Source organism: Oleiphilus sp. HI0061, from assembly GCF_001635675.1.
The window spans coordinates 1-20741 of the sequence record NZ_LWFE01001643.1 but is presented as its reverse complement, the minus strand read 5'-3'; the positions used below and the strand labels follow the sequence as shown (position 1 = coordinate 20741).

Below are 20741 nucleotides of genomic sequence, written 5' to 3'. Positions count from 1 at the left end.
GGAAAATATTAGCAAGCCCAGCCTTTGATGGGCATCGTGGCGAAGAGTTGCACCCAGGTAATAACATCCAATCAGATGAGGCACTTTTGAAGAAGTGTAAAGAACGGCTAGGCTTGGTATATCACCCTAGCGGCACCTGCAAAATGGGCAATGACCCTATGGCTGTCGTAGACAGTGAGCTGAAAGTTCATGGTATTAAAAAGTTGCGAGTAATCGACGGCTCAGCAATGCCGACTCTGGTTAGCGGTAATACGAACGCCCCCATTATCGCGATGGCAGAAAAGGCCGCCGAGATGATCTTGCAAGCTAAAACACAGTCTACTTTCCATATACAAGAGAAGGAACTTGAGACAACTAAATAAGTCTTTCTCAGTATTTTGAAATGTTCAGCTCACTGATAAGATATCCGCTTTACTGGCACACCGACTATATAAAGGATTTAACACAATCATGACCTGGACACCCCATGCAACCGTCGCCACGCTTGTCGAGCGAGATGGCAAGCTGTTACTCGTTGAAGAACGCTCTCATGGGAAAACCGTATTCAACCAACCTGCCGGTCATATAGAGCAAGGTGAAAGCATACAAGAAGCCGCTATTCGAGAAACGTTGGAAGAGACCGGCTGGCGCGTCAAGCTCACGGGATTTATTGGCTTATATACCTATACCGCCCCACAAAATGGCGTATGTTATTACCGCTTTTGCTTTGCCGCCGAAGCACTTGAAAAAGAGAGCGATAAGCTCGATAAAGATATTATTGCTGCTCATTGGTTGAGCATGGATGAGATACGAGCACTAGAAGATAAACTCCGCAGCCCGCTCGTACTAAAGTGTTTTGATGACTACTTCCAAAAAGACCACCTAGCACTCGATACCATATATGAGTACACGACCTAAGCAGTCGTCAAAACAAGAATTATATAAAAAACAGCGTTTTTCTCTTAAGCTTATCTCAAGATAGTTTTTTTGATCGGAATAGAAACAATGGGGCCGCGTCCTTGCGAAAACTGAATCTAGCGCTTGAAAAAACACTAAATAATAATGAGAAAACTTTTGCACAAGGCCAGCTTAACATTCAGGCCAAACAAGAGCTGTAAATGCGATGCGCAAAAGTAAAAGGCTTGCCTAACTAGTGACTGGCCCAGAACACCGTTGCTAATCCGTGCAAACAGTGCTCAGGCAAGCCAAGTACTACTATACGTAGAATATATTCTTAATCGAACCCGTCTGGGTCTTGACAATTCTCCGCCCAAATGGCGACCCAGGAATTTTTTTCTAATTCAATGCCAATTCTGTGAACTAGCGCTTATTAAACTGGAAATCTACTCAGGAATTCCGTTACTATCTTTACAACTTAAAGATCTCTCAAGCGCTTAAATCTAGATCGCTCAGCAGTTATAGGTCTCGTGGCATAGCAATGAACTACAACAATAAAATTGTCGACCTTGTCGCTCATATATATGAATCGGTCGCTTACGACGATGTATGGGAAGAGGTTATCAGCGATATCTGCGATGCAATTGAAGCGCTGGGCGGCTATCTAACGATTACTGATAGGAAGTCCCAGCAACTTAGTATCGTTGCTAATCGATTTAACGACAAAACTATCGAGTCATATAGCGAAGAATACGCCCCCCTTGATGAACGCAGACTAAGCGTCGAAGACATGTCTACCAGTTCAATCAAAAAAGGCTCAGAGCTATTAGATAGCCAAAGCTAACGCTCTTCTAAAGTCTATCAGGAGCTATTCCGTGAAAATGATTGCTTCCATAGTATCAGCACCTGCTTTTATCGAGATACCCAGTTCATTGCCAGCATCACCTTTTACCGCCCAGATACTCAGCAGGATTTTGATAACCAAACAAAGAAAATTCTCGGCATCTTTGTACCACACCTAACGCGCGCTTTTACCATATCCACCCAAACCAAACTTGCCCAGCTACAAAGCCAGGTGCAAGAGCAGCTAAAAAGTAGTACTGAAGCTGCTATTTTTTTGGTGATGGAGAATTATGTCTCCAAACCTATGAACGCCCGGGCAGAAGAGTTTGCAAAATCGAGTGAGGTGCTCACCTTAAAACATGACCGCCTCGCACTGAAGAACCCTGCCGCCAACAAGCGGCTACAGCACCTTGTCATGCAATGCATTCTTGCTTCGCAGGGAATAGATTTGTTTCCAGGAGGCTTCATTCGTTTAGATGCATACGTNGGTGGAGGCAATGAATGGCATATTGGTGTTACGCCCTACCGAAAGTCTGCGCATGAAAATAAGATATGGAAAGCGAAAGGTTCACTCGTGGTGATGCGTCCTGTCGAGAAAGACAGCTTTGAGAAGCTCAATCTAGTCCTGGCTGACTTTTATGGCCTGACCGCCTCCGAGACACAAGTTCTCAGCAAGGTGATATCTGGGCTATCAGGCTCAGAAATCGCCGAAGAGCTCAAGCTCACTAAAGAGTGCGTTCGCTCTCGCTTGAAAAAGATATACCAAAAAACAGGTGTATCGAATCAAGTTCAGTTAACACACAATATACTGGAAGGCCCCTACAAACTGGCCAACATGTTAGGATAAACAAACAGGCATGAAGCAAAATAAGGCATCTACACAGCAATCAGAAGTTCTTAGTACCAAGCTAGGCACACAATATCGTAAGCGAATCGTTATTAGCGTGTCACTGGTCGGCGTGATTGTATCCTTATGCTATTCAGCTATTTTATGGACTCAATACCAACAAGCGCTGAGCAGCTTTACAGATTTCCTATATGCGCTCTGCTATGCCGGAACATTCTACTGGGTCAGGCAGGAGAAGTTTGTCCTTTCCGCCTATTGGTTGATACTCATTGCCAGCCTGCAAGTTACCTTGGGGAGTATATTCTTTGTCGGCGCTGAAACGGGCTTCCAACTCTATTTCCTAAGCCTCCCGGTCGTGGTCTACTTTCTGCTCAATGACCAGGAAAAATGGAAAAAGCTTGCTGTCATGCTTTATGGTTGCTTGTGCTTTTGCGCGGCCCATACACTACGAGTCGAAACTTACATGGCCCCCATTCCGCCCTCCATCGCACAAGGAGTTTTTATCGGAAACGCGCTAATTGTTTTTCTTATTGTTGTTAGCGCCGTAAAGTTCTTTTCTGATGAGATGCTAAATGCCTATAACGAGCAGCAAAAGTTCGTGCTCACTGACAATTTAACCGGTATTGCAAATCTTCGCTTCGTTCAACAATACGCATCGCAACTACTCTCGCAAGCCGACCGCTATGGCCACCCTATTAGCTTGATCCATTTTGATATCAACCACTTTAGCCAGATTAATACCGAACAGGGACTAGATGCAGGCAACCGCAGCCTGGAGTTTATCGCCCAGCTAGTAAAAAATGATATTAGAGATGCTGACATCATTGCCCGTATAGGTGGCGATGAATTTGTCATCATCTTGCCAGAGAGCAACGCACAAGATGCCAAGCAAGTCGCTGAGCGACTGAGTCAACTCATTAAAAGCCGTAGCTATGAACTTAAGGAAAGCAATGTAAGCTTTTCTGCTAATTTTGGTATCAGCTATTGCGATAGTAGTAATATGAAAAGCATCGACGACTTGATTAGAGAAGCAAGCAGTTAGCACCGTTTTACAAGAGAGTACTGCGGAATAAATCGCTCTGCGATGTCAGGTGTTTTTGATTGAGCTTAAATTTCAGACAAAAAAAAGCGGCGAAAGGTGCCGAACTACCTAATCGCCGCGTTCACTAATAGGGCTTGTAGGGAGGCCCTAATCGGAAAAAGTTATCACAACACAAGTTTAGAAAGGAGCTAAGCAAAAAGGCCTGAAGTTTTTTGCTTAACGCCGTTCGTCTTGATGATTCAAATAATAGGGCTTAGCCGGGCTTAGTTTGATCACCCGAAGGGCTTAGCCCCCGGCGTACCGACCTCAAAACATGACACGCATCACAGTTTTTTCGTCTTTTTAATACTTTTAGGCTAAGTTTTTCTCTTGGAACAAGGTTTAAGCAAAGGCAACGAAGCCGGCTTAATCCCAATAACAATAGTCATCCTTGAATTTAGGCTTGATGGGTGCAATCCAAGCACCATGGTCTAAACTAATGCCTTATAGCCCCCATAAGAAGTCATGGCGCCGTTCATAAGCCACGTTATCGGAAGACTGGAAATGATAAAAATTAGCCGAAATAGACACTCAATCGCTTCGGCACTCATCGTAGTCAGTATGATGCTTGGCTTTAGCGCCTTATCTCAGGCTCATCAAGAGAAAGGCAAGCCTGTCTCATTTAATAGTTATCCTCCTGTCGCTTACATCAACGAAACCACACAAGAAATTGATGGCCCGGTGGCCGCTCTGGTTAAGGCGGTTAATAAGAAGCTAATGCGAGACACCACCTTTCAATTTAACCCCTTGCCCCGAATGTTTGTTGAACTAGAAGCGCATCGTGCGGACGCTGCATTCAATATGAGCTATAACACAGAGCGAGCCAAGAAATGGCACTACAGCTTGCCCGTTCATGTAGTGAACTATGGTCTGTTTGTTAAAAAAGATAACCCTTTAGACTACAGCTCGCGTCAGCAGTTAAGCGGTTTAACCATCGCCACCTATGGCCCGACCAACATGTCGAAAAAGGTCGAGAAATTCGCAAAGAAAATCCCTGGGGCTCGTGTTGTCATAGAGAACGACTTTGAGCATGTGTTTAAAATGCTCGAAGCTGATCGCTTTGGTAAACGTGGGGTGGTCTATGTACCGGATGTCGTCGGCTTTGATACGATCAAAGAGTTCAAGCTGCAGAATGTGCGTTATGCAGGGCCAGATATTAAGAACTTATATTATGTGATTTTTGTCAAAGAAACAGTTTCTAAAGAGTATGTCGATGCCTTTAACCAGGTCTTGCTAACCTTTCACCGTGACGGCACCATGACGGATATTTACGCACGATACAATGGCTCTGTTACCGCGAACGTGCCTGCCATCGAAGATATGGTCGTTCCCGGGCACTAAACTAGCTAATACTTTCGACTAGATAGCGCTTATCACCAAGCTCTACTTCGTCCTCGAGATAGGCGCCAAACAAAGCCTTTCCCAGCGGCGCGAGCTTACTCAAAAGCAACACCTGGCGGCCATTAAAATCGACTATAAGGCCCCCTGCAACAGGCGAAAGAAACACTTCACTAGCAGCCTCGTCGCGACCAGTGCCGAGCTCTCTCAGTCCAATTAAGGTACCAAATTGAATTGCATCGTCTTCACCAAAGTTCTTTGGCTTTAAGCGTTCAAATGTTTTAAGTGCGTTTTCTGCTTCAGCCATCCGGCGAGCCTGCCCTTCGGCCAAATAAGAAGCTTCCAGCCCAAGCGTATCATATTTGTTCTCGGCAACATTCTCTTCGTGCGTTGCCGTTTCATAAGCTTGTTTAGCAGCAGAGTACGCAATATCATAACGCGATTTTAGTGCACTAATTATTTGTACATGCAGAAGCTCTTTATCCATCGCAATAACTATAATTCCGCCTGTCCACTATCGTAGATAAAATGCTGGTTACGTCCGTTTTCCTTGGCGTGGTATAGCGCTTTATCCGCTCTCGCGATTAATGCTCCAATGCCTTCATCCGCCATCATCATTTCTGCAATTCCAACCGATACAGTCACTTTAATATTATGACCTTCAAACTCAAATAATTGACCTTCAACCACATCAATTATGTTTTGCGCAACCGTCACAGCATCTTCAGAGGAGGTATTCTCTAACAAGATCGCAAACTCTTCTCCTCCAAAGCGAGCGAAGATATCGCTTTCACGCAATAACTGGCCAACAAGCAAAGTAAACTTAACCAAGACCTCGTCACCAGCCGCATGCCCGTATTCGTCATTGATATGCTTAAAGTGGTCCAAATCCAAAGCCAGAAGGGATAAGGGATGCTTATTGCGCAAGGCTAAAGCCCGATATTTTTCAGCCAGAACAAAGAACTTTCGACGATTATAGATTGAGGTAAGCGGGTCGGTACTCGCATAAAAACTTAGCTGCTGATTCGCCAACTCCAGTTCGTGAGTTCTCTCATGAACTTTCCGCTCTAACTCTCGATGGTAGCTTTGCTGCGCATCAACAAATTCCTGCTTCTGTTGCTGTAAGGTTTCGAGCATCTGGTTATAGCTATTCTCTAGAGACTGTAGCTCATCATCATGTTCCAGGCCAAGGTTAAGACGACGTTTATCAAGACTATCAAAATCCATACTATGCAATTCACCTACAAACTTTTGCATAGGTTTATAGAGCATTACTTTAAAGACCCATAAAAACAGGCACCAAAGAATAATACTTTTCATCAAAGCATTAATTGCAATAATTAAGAAGCCGAATTTCACACGATCAAATACCACCTGACTATCAGACAAAAAGGTTACTTTTGCCAAATAAACGTACTGATCGTTCAGGGTGCTTTGCAGAATGTCGAAGCTATATTCAAAGCTGCCTGCATCAACCTCCCCTACATTTAGACTTCCAGGAATAAGGGACTCTCCTTTTCCGTTCTCAATTTTCAAACCCGTCACGAAGGGCAACTGAAGAATTCCGTTAGCAATAGAAGAAAGTTGTTTCTCATTGACCGCCCAAAGTGCAGTGCGGAGCGCGGGTGTAAAGGTTCCTTCGATTTCCTTCAACTCAGATTTCACCACATCTTTTGTATGATGGTATTCCGAATAAGCATGAGCAAACGTCATGATAAGCGTAATGCTGAAATAGATAAGAAAAATGCGCTTTAGCAGCCGTAAAGCAATTGAATCAAATGAGAAAAGATTTGAAGCCATACCTACCCTGTACATCTCAAACTACATCGCACCGAGCGTAAACCAGAGGCGACTATTCAACAGAATTCTGTTCAGCCCCCTGTCCCTGATAAGGCCGCTAAATAAACCCTATTGAGTGTAGTTCAAAGACAGCTATTTTGTAAGATTTTTAAACCCTACAATGAAAGCGGTTAAGCAGAAGCGTTTTGGGCAGCCTCCTTCTACGCTACATTCGAAGGCTGTAGTTTAGTGCGACCGTAAAGGTCCACTCTGCACGGGTAGACTCTTTTGGAAAAGGTGGGAAAGTGTCGACCTTCTTTAGCGATGCCAGTGAAGCTTGTTTGAAGAGTTTATGTCCACGCGAGTCGATGACTTTAATGACTTTTAAATCGCCATTTGCCAAGAGCGTGAATTCAATCGTCACCTCACCCTCTCTACGCATTCTTTTGAGGCGCTTCGGATAAAATTTCTGTGCCTCAATAAGCTTAAACAGCTCCTGTTTATAGGCAAGTATCGATTCACCTTCTAAACCCAGGCTTTGCGCTTGCAAAACGGTTTCAGATGGAAAGCTAAAGTGTTCATTCTCTGATCGATTTTCTGGCTTTGGCTCTGGCTCTGGCTTTGGCTTTGGCTTTGGCTTTGGCTTTGGCTTTGGCTTTGGCTTTGGCTTTGCAGCAACATGGTGATGACTAATCACAAGCGCTGGACGCAGCAATGGCTTATCCACATTAACAGTATCTAGGCTAACACCACCAGACACGGTAAGAAAAACGGCCAACATCATTCCGCAATGAACAAGCACTGACACGATAACGGTAATACGTATAGGCTTGGAAGTTGTCATGGTGAATCGGTACTTTCCGGTGCAGAGTTCGCATGAATTAAAGCCAACCACTGTTCCAACATTGCTTTTGTCAACATGCCGCTATGTGCAACCCGCTGCCCGCGAGCGGAGTAAATATAGGCTCTGGGCAATTCACCATACCAGCCTGGATCGATGTTATAGCGAAGACGTTCAGGTAAATCGCCATTGAAAAGCCAATGCTCATACTCAAGAAGCGCTTCGTTTGCTATTAAAGCTTCAATATCTGTCTGGTATTCCATATCGTCCGTTGAAACTAGCAACAAGTGCTTATTCAGGCCTTGCCCTGTTAATTCCTTTAGAAGTTTTAATTCTTTTAGACAAGGAGGACACTCGATTGACCATAGCAGTAATATAAATGCCTCTCCCTTACGAGATTCTTCAATGGCAATCAGACTATCCGCTGAAAAGGGCTTTATATTCGCATTTGCCTGAAGCGAAGCGCTCCACCCTATAACTATTAAACCCCATATAAACACAGCTAGTTTTTTCACGCTTATCATTACTCTACCCTAATCCAGCGTAAGCCTTCAGCCTGTGTATGCCACATAGCATGAATTCGGCCCTTCACTTCAATCAGGTCAGGGTGATCTGAGTCATGAGTGGTACTTGCGATTACCTTTTCTTTTAGCCAGTCTTTTCCTAAGTTCACGGACTGACGTAAGATCAAATCGAGACCTTGTCCGTTGTAGCGTTTCCATAGTAGGAACACATTCGAATCTTGCACTATGACCTGTGGACGACTCGCACCTGGGAGTGAATCAATCGAAATTGTGTCTAAGGCCCTTCCTTCAGAAAAGTTATAGCGACCGTACACCAAACCTTTATGTTTATCCCCTTGTGTAAACCAGACAATATGTGCGCGGTCATCACGATCAAAAGACATATCAGGACCATGGTGAGGACAGCCTTCAATCACCCAGTTATCTATAGCCGCTTTAGCTGGATGAGCGTTCTGCATAGACTTCCAGTCTTTGACATAGGCAATAGCATGGTCTCGAATGCTGCCTGGGAATACATGCCGCCATAAGATCGCTACATCTTGGTTCGAATCATTTGCTAGGGCCAAACGACAACATTCACAACTATGATCAACCCACTTTTTATCGGGCTGAAAGCTAGCGCCTACATCGTCAGAGTAGGTGAAATATATCGATCCCCCTAAGTAGTCTTGATTCCTGTCACGAGCGGCTTTTTTATCTCGTTTATCAATCCAGAATAAATATAAACGCCCTGTACCATCCATCAGCATCGCATCAAAACGATGACCGATTAGTGCTTTGTCATTGTTGATCGTAATCGGTTCAGAAAAATTTTGACCGCCATCGAGTGAACGAGCAAAACGCACATCCCCCGAATAGCGCCCAGGCGTCTTATGCGTCCATGAGATAAAGATCTCTTGTTGTTTTCCCAACAGGATCTTTGGCCTATTCTCGCCATCATCATAAATCGCTTCAGGTCGCCGATTAACAGCAATAGGAGGCGTATAGCTGCGCCCTTCATCTGATGATGAAGATAAGTAGATATGGCCATTCTGAGAGAAGACCACATACACTTTATCCTTACCCTCGGCATACGATGGAGCGCGTCCACAATGCACAGATGGAAGTGCCATACCTTGACACTCAGGCAGCAAACTGTTTTTCATTGCTCCATGCTTTTTTGCTGCCTCTGCATCTTGGTTGCAGGTCAATAAGAGTGCAAGCAAAAGGCACAGTATGAAAAAAATACCTGAGCGTTCTTTAGTCATCATGTCTTAAAACCGATACTCAATACCTGCGAATAACTGACGCGGAGCCCCTGGTGTATACTTCTCTTTGCCGTAACTGAAGCTGGCATTTTCCGCATACACTTTATTCGACAGGTTATTAATCTTAGCGCTCAATTTGAGCTGTTCAGAAATTTTATATAGTGCTTTTAAGTGTGTAACCGTATAGCCGCCATATTTTTTAGTGTTATTGTCATCCATCCAATACTCACCAATATGCTCAAGCTCCAATGAAGTCGTCAAACCCTGCACCTTTTGAGGAGAATAGTTCAAACGTAAGTTAGCCAAACTGTTAGGCGCCTCAGCTTGCTCGTTATCGCCATAATCTTCATCGTTCACATACTCGTGCTCCGAGTAGCTATAAGCCAATCGTGCGGATAATTCCTCTGTTAAGGTCTGTAGTATTGATAACTCTGCCCCCTGATGCGTGGTCTCGCCACCATTTTCGTAGTAACGATCTCCATCAATGTTTTCTCGTCGAACAATTGAGTCATCAATCGTCATGTAATACAACGATAAATCGAGACGCTGATTTGTGGTTGCCAACTTATAACCCAGTTCATAGGTATCACTGACTTCCGGGTCTAAATCAAAATCAATATTGTCAGTTGTAAGCGCATACAAGCGAGAAGCTTGCGGTATTCGGAAACCGTTTGCATAGCGAACATAGATATTCTGACTATCATCAAGACGGAAACTAAAACTCAGTTTAGGACTTAAGTGATTGAATGAAGGGTCATTATCGCTCGATGCCCGCGCATAACTCGACGATGCATATTGCCCGTCAGATAGATTATTCGTGTAATCAAAACGGCTGGAGTCGTAGCGAAGGCCGGCTTCTACTGTTAAGTGATCAGTAACACTAAATGCAGCACTGGTATAGGGTGACACGGCGAAGTAATTCACGTCGTAGTCATAAATAGAGCCCTCAGCGACACTACTTCCCCAGCCACTGGGCACATAGTCAAAGGTTTGCTCATAGCTTCGACTAGACTTGGTATATTCAAGGTCGGCTCCAAAAGTCCAGCGGAGGCTATCTAGGCTATAGTCGGCTTTGAACATGAGGCCAAGCGTTTTTTGCTGGCTATCATTCTCAGGAAGGTTTCCCTGCCAAGTTGCTACATACTGGTTCCGGTTTGTTCTCAAGTACGCAATGGTACTCAGTTCAATCTCGTCATTAAGTAAGTGCGTCCATTCTGTACTCAAACGGGCAAAATCAAATTTTCGCTGAATATCCATCCCGGTAGCTAGTGCAGCTTCTATATCACCCACCGATTCTGTATCGTTTTTCAGCGCATCCAAACCAATTAAACTACCGGCCTGATCAGCCTCAGTAGTGTTTATTGCAAAGACTGTTTTCAGGCTATTGTTGTCATTCAAGGAAACAAAATGCGTAATATTCGCTTCACTTCGTTTTGAGCGAGTATGGTCTCGCCAGCCATCGTTTTCGCTATGCGATATATCAATGCCGACTGAAGAGTCATCACTCAAGCTTGCGCTTCCTGCTAGGCCTAAACGATAAAAGCCATGCGCACCAGCTTCAGTTTTGACGGTATAACCTTCTCTTAAGCTTGGGTCTTGGGAAATCACATTGATAGTACCTGCAACTGAATCGGAGCCGTACAATGCAGTCCCTGCCCCCTTCAAAACTTCTGCAGACCCTGCCGTACTAAAGTTGGTGTATGCCAAACCGTTATGGTTAAAGAAGCCAGAGGATTGTACCGGTATGCCATCCTGTAAAAACAAGTAATAAGGCCCTGTATTGGAAGGCATACGTATACTGGTTTTATGCCCCAAGGTTGAACCGGTCTGTATAATACGAACGCCTGCAATGCTATTAAACAAGTCTTTTTGGTAGTTAGCCTGGTCAAGATCAACAGAGCCTCTATCCTTAACGGCGATACTGGCGGGCACATCCAAGGTCAACTCTTCGTTTCTATTTGCTGTCACACTAATCGTATCTAGCTGCTCAACCGCTGGCTTTGCTTCCATGTCTGCAACAGCGGGAAGTGCATACAAAAGGCTAGCGCCCAAGAGACTACTACCAATACAAGTTTTCCCTGATAGCGAAATATTTCGAAAAGTTTGATTTACTCTCACACTAACACCCTCATTCAACCTCATCTATGATTCGATTGGAGGTGAGTATATCGATGAGGTTTTATGGAGGAAGTGACATTTTGTCGCACCTATTCGCCTTCTTTATCCAAGATTGATTCAGATCAATCTCGCAAGATAAGCAAAGTTAAGCAAGCAGGTGCGTTTGTCTTTATTTTTTTTCTATATAGGAGGCTAATAAATCGAAAAAAGATGCGTAGTCATTACACACAAAGCCCGCCCTTTCAGCATAATCAGGTAAGTGATCTTGAGCATATAAACAGGAATGCATGTTAGCATGTTCTGCTGCTAATAGGTCGTACAGATAATCACCCACATACACCGCCTCAGAAGGTTTGAGTTGCCACTCACGACATAGTTGCTGCAAGGCTCCTGGGTGAGGCTTTGCAGGGGCACACTCTCTGGTTAATATCGTGTCAACTTGTAGTCCCACTTGCTCTAACTTACGACGAGTTGCTTCTCTTGAATTTCGAGTCACTATCGCAGTTTTTAATGCTCCTATAGAAAGCTGTTCAAACAAACTTTCTACTCCAGGAAGCAGTTCAACTGATCGCGCATCGGCCATTTCGTGTTGATAAACAATGGCATTTGCCGCTTCTTTATCTTTGCCTTGCAGGGCATCGATGTAGGCCAAAATATCTTCGTCAGGCGGGCAACCCACATCTTTTCGCATTCGGTCAAAGTTGAGACTCGAGCTGACCAGCGTTCCATCAAGGTCAAAAATGATGGCTCTAATCTGTTCCGACACACACCGTGGAATTCTCCTCAAGCAACTCACTGACTCGCTCCATTTTGAAATCAAAGACTAAGAGCTAAGAGTGTACTGAAGATATATTCATAAGACCAAAGAAAACAAAAAGCGTGGCTCTCGCCACGCAAAAAACATCCTTGTCTAGCTTCACAACCAACAACTAGCATCCGATAAATCTGATGTCCTCAATTAATCGTCATCCTCACAGCGCTCTTCCATTCGCTTTAGCTTCTTCGATACCATCGCTTTAAGCTCGGCTTTCTGCTCCTCATTTAACACCGCGTGTACTTGCTGGCGAACACTCGCCATATTAAGGATACTAGCCTTAACTTTCTCAGCAGCACTTGTCGCCTGCTCTTCTGCTTGCTTCATATAATCGGCAGCGTCCGGGTCCAAAGACATCATGGCACGCATTTTCGGGAAGCCTTTTCTTTCCTTTCTGAGCTCTTTCATGGGAGCCAGAATTTCCTCAACCTGCACCTCTTGCTCTTCGCTTAAATCAAGACGCTTGAGCATTCTTTCCATTTTGTGGTTCATGCCATGCTCTTTATAGTGCGGCCCTGCTGTCGCAACCGCTGCAGACCCTGCGATGACCATCGCTAAACTCAAACCTAATAACTTCTTCTTAGTAAATAGACGATTACTCATGATTTCTTCCTCTCAATGATTTTTTTAATCGATTTGTTATCGACTGATAATCATTGTATTCATTGCTATGTAAATCGGGGTCTAGTAAACGTAAAGTCTCTGTAAAGATTAAATAGAAGGTAAAAAGCCTATGCTAGACTTCAAACAATTCCGTAAATCAATAAAGGTTTGATATGAGTGCCAATATATTACTCATTGAAGATGATACCGAGATCAGTGAGCTTCTAAGTAGCCTGCTAGTACAAGAAGGTTTCACCATGACCACGGCATTCGATGGCGTCGAAGGTGAACGCTTGGCTTTAAAAAGTCACTACGACGTTATCATTCTCGACATCATGCTGCCTAACAAAGATGGTTTAAGCGTGTTGCGTGATATACGCGGCCAAATCACTAGCCCAATATTAATGCTCACCGCAAAAGGTGATGAGCTAGACAGAATCATAGGCTTTGAGATGGGCGCCGACGACTACCTTCCCAAGCCATTTAACCCACGAGAGTTGGTGGCGCGAATCAAAGCATTGCTAAGACGCGTGGAGATCGACCAAGGCCAGACAACAAACCAGGCTAGTGAGCTGGTTTCAGACAAAATCAAGCTAAAACTAAAAACGCGTGAAGCCCTAATTGAGGGTGAAGAAATAGAACTTACCAGCAGTGAATTCAATATTCTGCACGCACTGATGCGCAACGCCAATGAAATTATGACCAAAGCCGAGCTAACCGAGCTTGCTTTAGGGCGAAAGCTAACACTCTATGATCGGGCCATTGATATGCATATGAGTAACCTGCGTAAGAAACTCGATAGCGAACACATCAAAACCATTCGTGGCAGTGGTTATTTATTCCAAGGTCAGGTGGAGACGCGTTAAGCATGACTCAATCCATCTTTAAACATCGCTTGTTTTGGAAGATTATTCTGATCTTCTGGCTAACCACCTTTGCGACCATTCTCGCCAATATCTGGATCACCAAAGAAATCGTCGTCAATGAATTCAAGGTCGAGCAAGTAAAAGACAAGATGCGCTCACTCGCACCCGAAGCAATAGAGGTATACGAGCAGCAAGGAGGCAAAGCCCTAAAACGCTGGTACCGAAAACTAGCCCGCCGCGAAGGCATACGCGTAGTGTTATTACATACTGACGAGACGCCGGTAATTCCACACCGAAAGCCAAGGTATCATGATGACGATGATGATGAGCATCACGATCACGATGACAAACCCTATCGAACACACTTGCTAAATTTGGCCGACCAACAAATATCCTCACCAAACGGGCAAAGTTATATCTTGCGAGTCATGCCTTCGCGCTATATACAGTCCCGCTTCAACCCAGAGTCTTTGCACGGCTATCGTCTACTGGCATCTTGTATCATCATATTATTAGGTTCACTGTGGATAGCACGCTCTATCGCCAAGCCTATTCGCGTGTTACATCAAGCCAGCCTTGAGATATCCCAAGGAAAGCTCGACATTCGCGTCAGTCAGGATGTTGGCAAACGCAAAGATGAACTAGGGCAACTCGCCACCGCATTCGACCAAATGGCTGATAAAGTATCTGACTTAATTAGCAGTCAGCAGCAACTTTTTCGTGATATTTCGCACGAAATAAGAACCCCACTCACTCGCCAAAAACTCGCGATTGAACTCGCCAGATCAGTTGATGACCCAGGCAAGTTGTTAGACAAAATCGAACACCAGAACCAGTGTATCGAAGAACTCATCAACCAACTGCTCACCTTAATGCAAACTGACAACCAGCAATTGACGCAGATGGAGAGCCTGCCCCTGTCACAACTCTTGGGCCGCATTACCGATGACGCAGAACTCGAACTAAAAGAAAAAAACCTGACACTAAAAACCGATTTACAAAGCGATGCGCTCATCAAAGGTGACGAGCCCTTGCTAACCCGGGCATTTGAAAACCTGCTAACAAACGCCATCAAATACAGCCCCAACGATGCCAACATCGAGCTCAAGCTCTATGAGGGCTCTGGCAATCTTCATATAGAGATTTTGGACGAAGGCCCCGGCATTCCAGAAGAAGAGCTCAAATCGATCCTCAAACCCTTCTACCGAGCTGACAAAAGCCGTAACCGAGGCACGGGAGGCTTTGGATTAGGTCTCGCTATTAGCTCGCAAATTATTAAGAAGCACAATGGTGTGATTGAGTTGAGTAATCGGGAGGTTAAGGGGCTTAGGGTTGTGGTTATTTTGCCGAAGAGTTGAGAAAGTTTTTAAGGGCCCGAAGGCCCTTTATGTAGCCTCTAGGCCCAAGCCGTCGCTATTGCTGTATCGACTTGGTTTTGCTCATCAGAATTCAGCGATATGCTGCCTCCTGAAGGAGCTCCGAACGAAGCCATCGCACTTACAAGCTGTTCAATATTAATAGCATCAATGGCTTGGCCACCCGCCTCAATTGAATCCAGCTTAAACTTATCTGCCTTGTACCAGTTATTAACTCGAACGTGGTCTTCACTTCCCAGCACATAAATATCGAGATGGTTGTTCGTCTTTTTGAACCATACATCATCGACATCACCTACACTTTCCAAACTAAGTTTGTCAGTATCAGTCGCGAAGTTATTTGAAGCGTTATTAATACGATCATAGCCATCACCAGTTTGGTAGTAATAGGTATCATGGCCTTTACCACCCACCAACAAATCGTTACCTTCATTCCCGTAAAGCTTATCAGAGCCATTAGCACCTTTTAGTGTATCTGCTCCCAAGCCGCCATATAGAGAGTCGGCACCGCCACCACCGTGTAGCGTGTCGTTGCCTTCATATCCATATAGAACGTCCTTTCCACCTTTGGCTGCGAGGTTATCGTTATTATTTCCACCCTCTAAAGTTTCTGCAGCACCAGTTCCAACAATAGTAATTGGATCATCCTCAGTTGAGTTTACAGTTACTGCGACGGTTGAATTGGCGACTCCACCATTACCGTCCGAAACTTCGTAGGTGATTGAATCTTCTCCTACGAAATTAGCGCTAGGCGTATATGAGATAGTTCCATCACCATTGATAGCTACGACACCGCTAATCGCCGCAGCAGCCACAACAGATAAACTATCACCATCAATATCACTATCGTTCACAAGAACATCGATAACAACTGCCGTATCTTCATCAGTAACAGCTGTATCAGATATTGATACCGGCGCATCATTTTCAGGGTTGACCGTGACGGATACCGATGAGGTCGCCGTGCCACCGTTACCGTCTGAGACCTCATAGCTAATGCTATCAAGACCATTAAAGTCTGAATTTGGCGCATAACTTAGTGTGCCATCGCCATTTATCGCAACTGCACCGTTTGACGCTGATGCTGAGCTAATGCTCAAACTATCTCCGTCGATATCGCCATCATTCGCTAACACATCAATGGTGACAGAAGCATCTTCCTGCGTTACAGCGGTATCGACTACAGCAACTGGTACATCATTTTCGGGGTTAACCGTGACGGATACCGACGAGGCCCCCGTGCCACCGTTACCGTCTGAGATTTCATAGCTAATGCTATCTAAGCCGTTGAAATCTGCATTAGGTGTATAGTTCAGTGTGCCATCGCCATTAATCACAACAGCACCATTTGACGCTGATGCAGAGCTAATGCTCAAACTATCTCCGTCGATATCACCATCATTCGCTAACACATTAATGGTGACAGACGTATCCTCCTGTGTTGCTGCCGCATCTGCAACAGCAACAGGCGCATCATTTTCAGGGTTCACTGTGACAGAGACTGACGAGGTCATGGTGCCACCGTTACCGTCTGAGATTTCATAGCTGATGCTATCTAAACCATTGAAATCTGCATTAGGCGAGTAGCTCAGCGTTCCATCGCCATTAATTACAACAGCACCACTTACCGCTGATGCAGAGCTAACGCTCAAACTATCACCATCGATATCGCTGTCATTCGCTAACACATCAATCGTGACTGACGTATCTTCCTGCGTTGCAGCCGTATCGAATACAGCAACAGGCGCATCGTTTTCGGGGTTAACCGTGACGAATACCGATGAGGCCGCGGTGCTACCGTTACCATCTGAGACTTCATAGCTGATGCTATCTAAACCATTGAAATCGGCATTAGGTGTGTAGTTCAGCGTTCCATCACCATTGATGAGAACCGAACCATACGAGGCTGAAGCAGAGCTAATGCTCAGACTATCACCATCGATATCGCTGTCATTGGCTAACACATCAATGATAATGGAAGTATCTTCCTCGGTGTTTGCTGTATCCGCTAGAGCGGTAGGTTCGCTATTGCTCGAACTACTCTCGTCAGTCGCTAATGACTCAATATGATCGATTGAATGTGTGATATCCAAATCATCGAAATACACTACTACTTTTCGTTCCGGTGACTCATACCAGTCTTTAACGGTTATCTGATCAGACGTTCCGATAATAGAAACCACGAGGTCATTGCCTTGCTTTGCATAAGCCACATCCGACTCATTAACCTGGTAAAGCCATATCTCATTATAGTCGCTTCCAGTATTGTAAATGACATCTTGACCAAAACCAGGGTCGAAATCATAGTCATCTTCACCCGAACCGCCGTACAAAGTATCGTTCCCAGCACCGCCAACTAAGATATCGTCGCCACCTTCACCATACAGAGTATCATCGCCTTCAAAACCTGCGATCCAGTCATCACCAGCACCACCTAAAAGTGTATCAGCCTGACTAGTTCCCTCAATATCTTGATCAACCGGAGCGTTAGCCAACATGTCTGTGATGTCGTTTTGATTCCAAACTGTCCCGTCAGCAAAACGAATTTCGTCAACGGGTGCGGTTTCACCTATGCCCTGCCCTTGGTATGTCAAAGGTTCAAAATAATCTGCCAACGTGACGACATAGCCATTATTTCCGATTTCTAATTCGAGACCATAACCATTAGCATAAAAATTAATATCGTCGGGAGAGATGCCTTCCATAAACTCCAGTACATCAAAGTCACTTGCGCTTCCACCTGGCCCCCCTGAAAAGCTAGCGCCATAATGACCCGCTTCAGAGCCGTTGTAGATAAAGGTGTTTACGCTGTTTATACCGACACGATAGGTATCATCACCATCACCGCCAAACATAAAAGCACGACCATCATAATTGTCGTTGCTCATATTTCTCGACTCCAAAATGTCATCCCCTTCGTTACCAAATAGCAAACCGTCACCGATTATCAAATCGCCACCACTACTACCCACTAACTCATCAGAACCACCAAAGCCAACGATGATATCTCGCCCCCAAGACCCATAAACGACTTCTTGGTCTCCAGTACCCTCAATAAAATCGTCATCATTCGTACCGATATAATCGCCACTCCCGTTAGGTTGATCTACAACGTTAAATCCTGCTGGAGCTTGCCCATCGTATGAGAGCGGAAGGTCTTCAACGTTTGCCTGAACATACGCAGATTCCCAGACAGTATTATCGGCAAAGCGTATTTCATCAATTACGCCACTTGGGATTCCTGAGTCGAAATAGTTCGAGACAATGACATTCTCACCCGTTTCAAAAGAGATCATTAAATCATCACCACTTTGGTGAAGCGCAGCATTTTGTGCGCTTAAATCATTCGCTATTTCAATGATGTTAAAGTCTTCTGAAAAATCAGAAATACGAGATACTCCAGAACCTGCGTAGATACGATATACATCGCCCCCAAAGCCGCCCATTAGACGATCATTCCCTTTGCCACTAATCAGGGTATCTTGGCCGTCTCCACCATAAAGTTCATCATCACCTGCGCCCCCGTCTAAAACGTCATGCCCCTCTCCGCCTCGAAGAATGTCATTATTTGCTTTGCCATATAGCTGATCATTCCCGGCACCGCCTTCAAGTTCATCAAATATTGCGGCATCATCCGTGCCGTAAATTAGATCGTCACCCTCAGTGCCTAAAGCATAATTCCAAGATTCCGTTTCGTTACTCCTAATTACGACATAACCTGAACCATTATAGTAACCACCAGAAATATCAATGACCTCGCCTATCGTATCGGTAATTTCGACCTCGGTGTCATTCACAAGCAAGTGATCAAGTTGATAGCGCCAATTTCCATAGTCTCTATCAAAATGCAAACTGACCTCAACAGACCAGTCCAAAGCCTCGCCAGCGCTAATAAATAGTGAGTGTCGACCTTTCATTCTAAATTCAATGTCACTTGCGTCGATATCACCCTGAATGTTTAGCGTATTTAAGCCACCACCGAATACCACTTCATCATGGCCTTCACCCACATTCATACTAACGGTATCATCGCCATCGCCGGCATTAAGGTAATCATTCCCGGCACCGCCATTCAACTCATCATTGCCCTCACCACCATAGAGCCAATCATTACCAGAATTACCAAACAATTGGTCAGCGCCCGAATAACCTAGCAACGAGTCGTCACCTTGCCCACCGCTGAGGTGGTCGTTGCCTTGACCTCCGAAAATGCTGTCATTCCCTGCCAAACCATCAATTTCGTCATCAGCATCACCTGCAACAAAATAGTCGTCACCTTCGGTAATAGAATTAATGATCAAAGCATAGATATCTGTTTCAGCCCATTCGGAACCATCAGAAAACTCGAAAGTAGATACTTGGCCGGTACTGGTCGTATCGTCACTAGAGTTTGAAAAGTAACGTGCGACAGTAAGAGTTTCACCTGTAGATTTGACAGTAATAAGCAGGTGGTCACGATAACTATTATGGGTATCCTTAACACGCTCTAACTCGAGATCATTCGCTTGAATTGACTCATCAAACATGACGGTATTACTCCCGACAAGGCTTGAATTACTATCAAAGTCGATAATGTCATGACCGGACCCAATGCCGTATAAATACGTATCATTGCCTAAACCACCTGTTAGGGAATCGTCCCCCGCACCACCATCTAAAGTATCATTGCCGGTACCTCCATTTAAGGTGTCGCGCCCTTCTCCGCCTAAGAGTATGTCATCACCGTCCAAGCCATTTAGATTATCATCTCCCGCCAATCCACTTAGCGTATCAGCGTCAGCTGTCCCCTGAATGGTATCGTTGCCCGCTGTTGCCTCAAATGTTTTAGTTCGAAGCTCAGAATCTGACCATGTTGACGAAGTTGCATCAAATTGAATCGAGAGACTTGTTCTCTGGCTTGGATCCGTATCGAAAAAGCCAAAGACTTCGATTGTTTCTCCGCTGGCAGTCAGGGTTATGATCAAATCATCGTCGCTATTCACCAGGTCTATTTCACTTGGGTCAACCGTCTCGGAAAATATGAGTAGATGAGACGCTTCAGCACCTTCTGCACGAATTTGATCATTCCCATCTCCCAAAGCATAGTGATAGATATTATGGCCCGCACCTCCGTATAAATAGTCATCGCCATTACCGCCAATTAAGGTGTCATCACCATCATTTCCATATAATGTGTCTTGCCCATCCCCCCCATTTAGCTCATCACTCCCTTGGTTTCCAGACAATATGTCATTACCTTCATCACCGAAGAATTGGTCATTCCCCTCTTGACCTGTGATCGTATCATTGCCCGCAAGCCCGCTAATGACCTCACCTTCTGCACTCGCTTGAACGACATCGTCATACGGTGTTGCAGCCTGAATTCGGCTTCGCACTTCATCGCTGTCCCATGAAGTACCGTCGGAAAAGTTAATCGCTGTTAAGGCGTAATTAGGGTCATCTTCTTTAAAGAAGCTTTCAACGACGATGCTGTCATCATTGCCAAGAACAAGCTTTAGATCATCACCACTTCGTGTCACATAGCTGGTCTGGGCAGCAATCGACTCATCGAAAACAAGGACATCTTGTCGACCTTCAGTTTCATCATA

At 44.8% G+C, this 20741-nt stretch carries 18 protein-coding genes; 8 read left to right on the top strand and 10 right to left on the bottom strand.

The window, feature by feature from the left end; translation table 11 throughout:
* The 3 genes from A3735_RS25365 to A3735_RS25355 all read left to right on the top strand — a co-directional run.
* The coding region (locus A3735_RS25365; protein WP_231882651.1) for a GMC oxidoreductase at nt 1-362 on the top strand (362 nt) is incomplete at its 5' end.
* Between the two features lie 88 nt (nt 363-450).
* A complete protein-coding gene (locus A3735_RS25360) occupies nt 451-897 on the top strand; it encodes an NUDIX hydrolase (protein WP_068513378.1) in 447 nt (148 codons plus the stop codon).
* A gap of 520 nt (nt 898-1417) precedes the next feature.
* Nucleotides 1418-1720, top strand: a complete 303-nt coding sequence (locus A3735_RS25355) for a hypothetical protein (protein ID WP_068511170.1) — start codon at nt 1418-1420, stop codon at nt 1718-1720.
* A gap of 24 nt (nt 1721-1744) precedes the next feature.
* Here the strand turns inward: A3735_RS25355 and A3735_RS29870 are convergent, their stop codons facing one another.
* Nucleotides 1745-1894, bottom strand: a complete 150-nt coding sequence (locus A3735_RS29870; RefSeq protein WP_156490768.1) for a hypothetical protein — start codon at nt 1892-1894, stop codon at nt 1745-1747.
* A 57-nt stretch (nt 1895-1951) separates the two neighbouring features.
* Here A3735_RS29870 and A3735_RS25350 point away from each other — a divergent pair, with 57 nt between their 5' ends.
* The 3 genes from A3735_RS25350 to A3735_RS25340 all read left to right on the top strand — a co-directional run bounded on the left by A3735_RS25350 (nt 1952) and on the right by A3735_RS25340 (nt 4988).
* Nucleotides 1952-2566 carry a helix-turn-helix transcriptional regulator gene (locus A3735_RS25350; RefSeq protein WP_068511171.1) on the top strand — a complete coding sequence of 205 codons (615 nt, stop codon included), beginning with the start codon at nt 1952-1954 and terminating at the stop codon, nt 2564-2566.
* Between the two features lie 10 nt (nt 2567-2576).
* Nucleotides 2577-3608 carry a GGDEF domain-containing protein gene (locus tag A3735_RS25345; protein ID WP_068511173.1) on the top strand — a complete coding sequence of 344 codons (1032 nt, stop codon included), beginning with the start codon at nt 2577-2579 and terminating at the stop codon, nt 3606-3608.
* Nucleotides 3609-4151: 543 nt separating this feature from the next.
* Nucleotides 4152-4988, top strand: a complete 837-nt coding sequence (locus A3735_RS25340) for an ABC transporter substrate-binding protein (RefSeq protein ID WP_068511175.1) — start codon at nt 4152-4154, stop codon at nt 4986-4988.
* 1 nt (nt 4989) lies between these two features.
* Here A3735_RS25340 and A3735_RS25335 read toward each other — a convergent pair whose 3' ends face one another.
* From A3735_RS25335 to A3735_RS25300, 8 genes are all read right to left on the bottom strand, one after another.
* Nucleotides 4990-5472 (bottom strand): hypothetical protein, encoded by a 483-nt coding sequence (locus tag A3735_RS25335; RefSeq protein WP_068511176.1) that lies wholly within the window; start codon nt 5470-5472, stop codon nt 4990-4992.
* A gap of 8 nt (nt 5473-5480) precedes the next feature.
* Entirely contained in the window at nt 5481-6785 is a 1305-nt protein-coding gene (locus A3735_RS25330) for a GGDEF domain-containing protein (RefSeq protein WP_068511178.1), read from the bottom strand.
* 205 nt (nt 6786-6990) lie between these two features.
* Nucleotides 6991-7608 (bottom strand): energy transducer TonB, encoded by a 618-nt coding sequence (locus A3735_RS25325; protein WP_068633851.1) that lies wholly within the window; start codon nt 7606-7608, stop codon nt 6991-6993.
* On the bottom strand, nt 7605-8129 hold the full coding sequence (locus A3735_RS25320) for a hypothetical protein (protein WP_068511183.1): 525 nt from the start codon (nt 8127-8129) through the stop codon (nt 7605-7607). Before A3735_RS25320 ends, A3735_RS25325 begins: the two co-directional genes overlap by 4 nt.
* Complete coding sequence (locus A3735_RS25315; RefSeq protein ID WP_068553848.1) at nt 8129-9379, bottom strand: sialidase family protein; 1251 nt, start codon at nt 9377-9379, stop codon at nt 8129-8131. Before A3735_RS25315 ends, A3735_RS25320 begins: the two co-directional genes overlap by 1 nt.
* A 3-nt stretch (nt 9380-9382) precedes the next feature.
* The gene (locus A3735_RS25310) at nt 9383-11428 is read right to left on the bottom strand and encodes a TonB-dependent receptor (RefSeq protein ID WP_197486040.1); all 2046 of its coding nucleotides are present in this window, start codon (nt 11426-11428) and stop codon (nt 9383-9385) included.
* 235 nt (nt 11429-11663) lie between these two features.
* Nucleotides 11664-12260: an HAD family hydrolase gene (locus A3735_RS25305; RefSeq protein ID WP_068508120.1), complete on the bottom strand. Its 597-nt coding sequence runs from the start codon at nt 12258-12260 to the stop codon at nt 11664-11666.
* Nucleotides 12261-12452: 192 nt separating this feature from the next.
* Nucleotides 12453-12911: a Spy/CpxP family protein refolding chaperone gene (locus tag A3735_RS25300; protein WP_068508122.1), complete on the bottom strand. Its 459-nt coding sequence runs from the start codon at nt 12909-12911 to the stop codon at nt 12453-12455.
* A gap of 173 nt (nt 12912-13084) precedes the next feature.
* Between A3735_RS25300 and A3735_RS25295 the strand changes: the two genes are divergently transcribed.
* On the top strand, nt 13085-13777 hold the full coding sequence (locus tag A3735_RS25295; RefSeq protein ID WP_068508125.1) for a response regulator: 693 nt from the start codon (nt 13085-13087) through the stop codon (nt 13775-13777).
* Between the two features lie 2 nt (nt 13778-13779).
* The gene (locus A3735_RS25290; RefSeq protein ID WP_068508127.1) at nt 13780-15135 is read left to right on the top strand and encodes a cell wall metabolism sensor histidine kinase WalK; all 1356 of its coding nucleotides are present in this window, start codon (nt 13780-13782) and stop codon (nt 15133-15135) included.
* 38 nt (nt 15136-15173) lie between these two features.
* Here the strand turns inward: A3735_RS25290 and A3735_RS29865 are convergent.
* A partial coding sequence (locus A3735_RS29865) for a tandem-95 repeat protein (protein WP_068638870.1) occupies nt 15174-20741 on the bottom strand: 5568 nt, incomplete at its 5' end.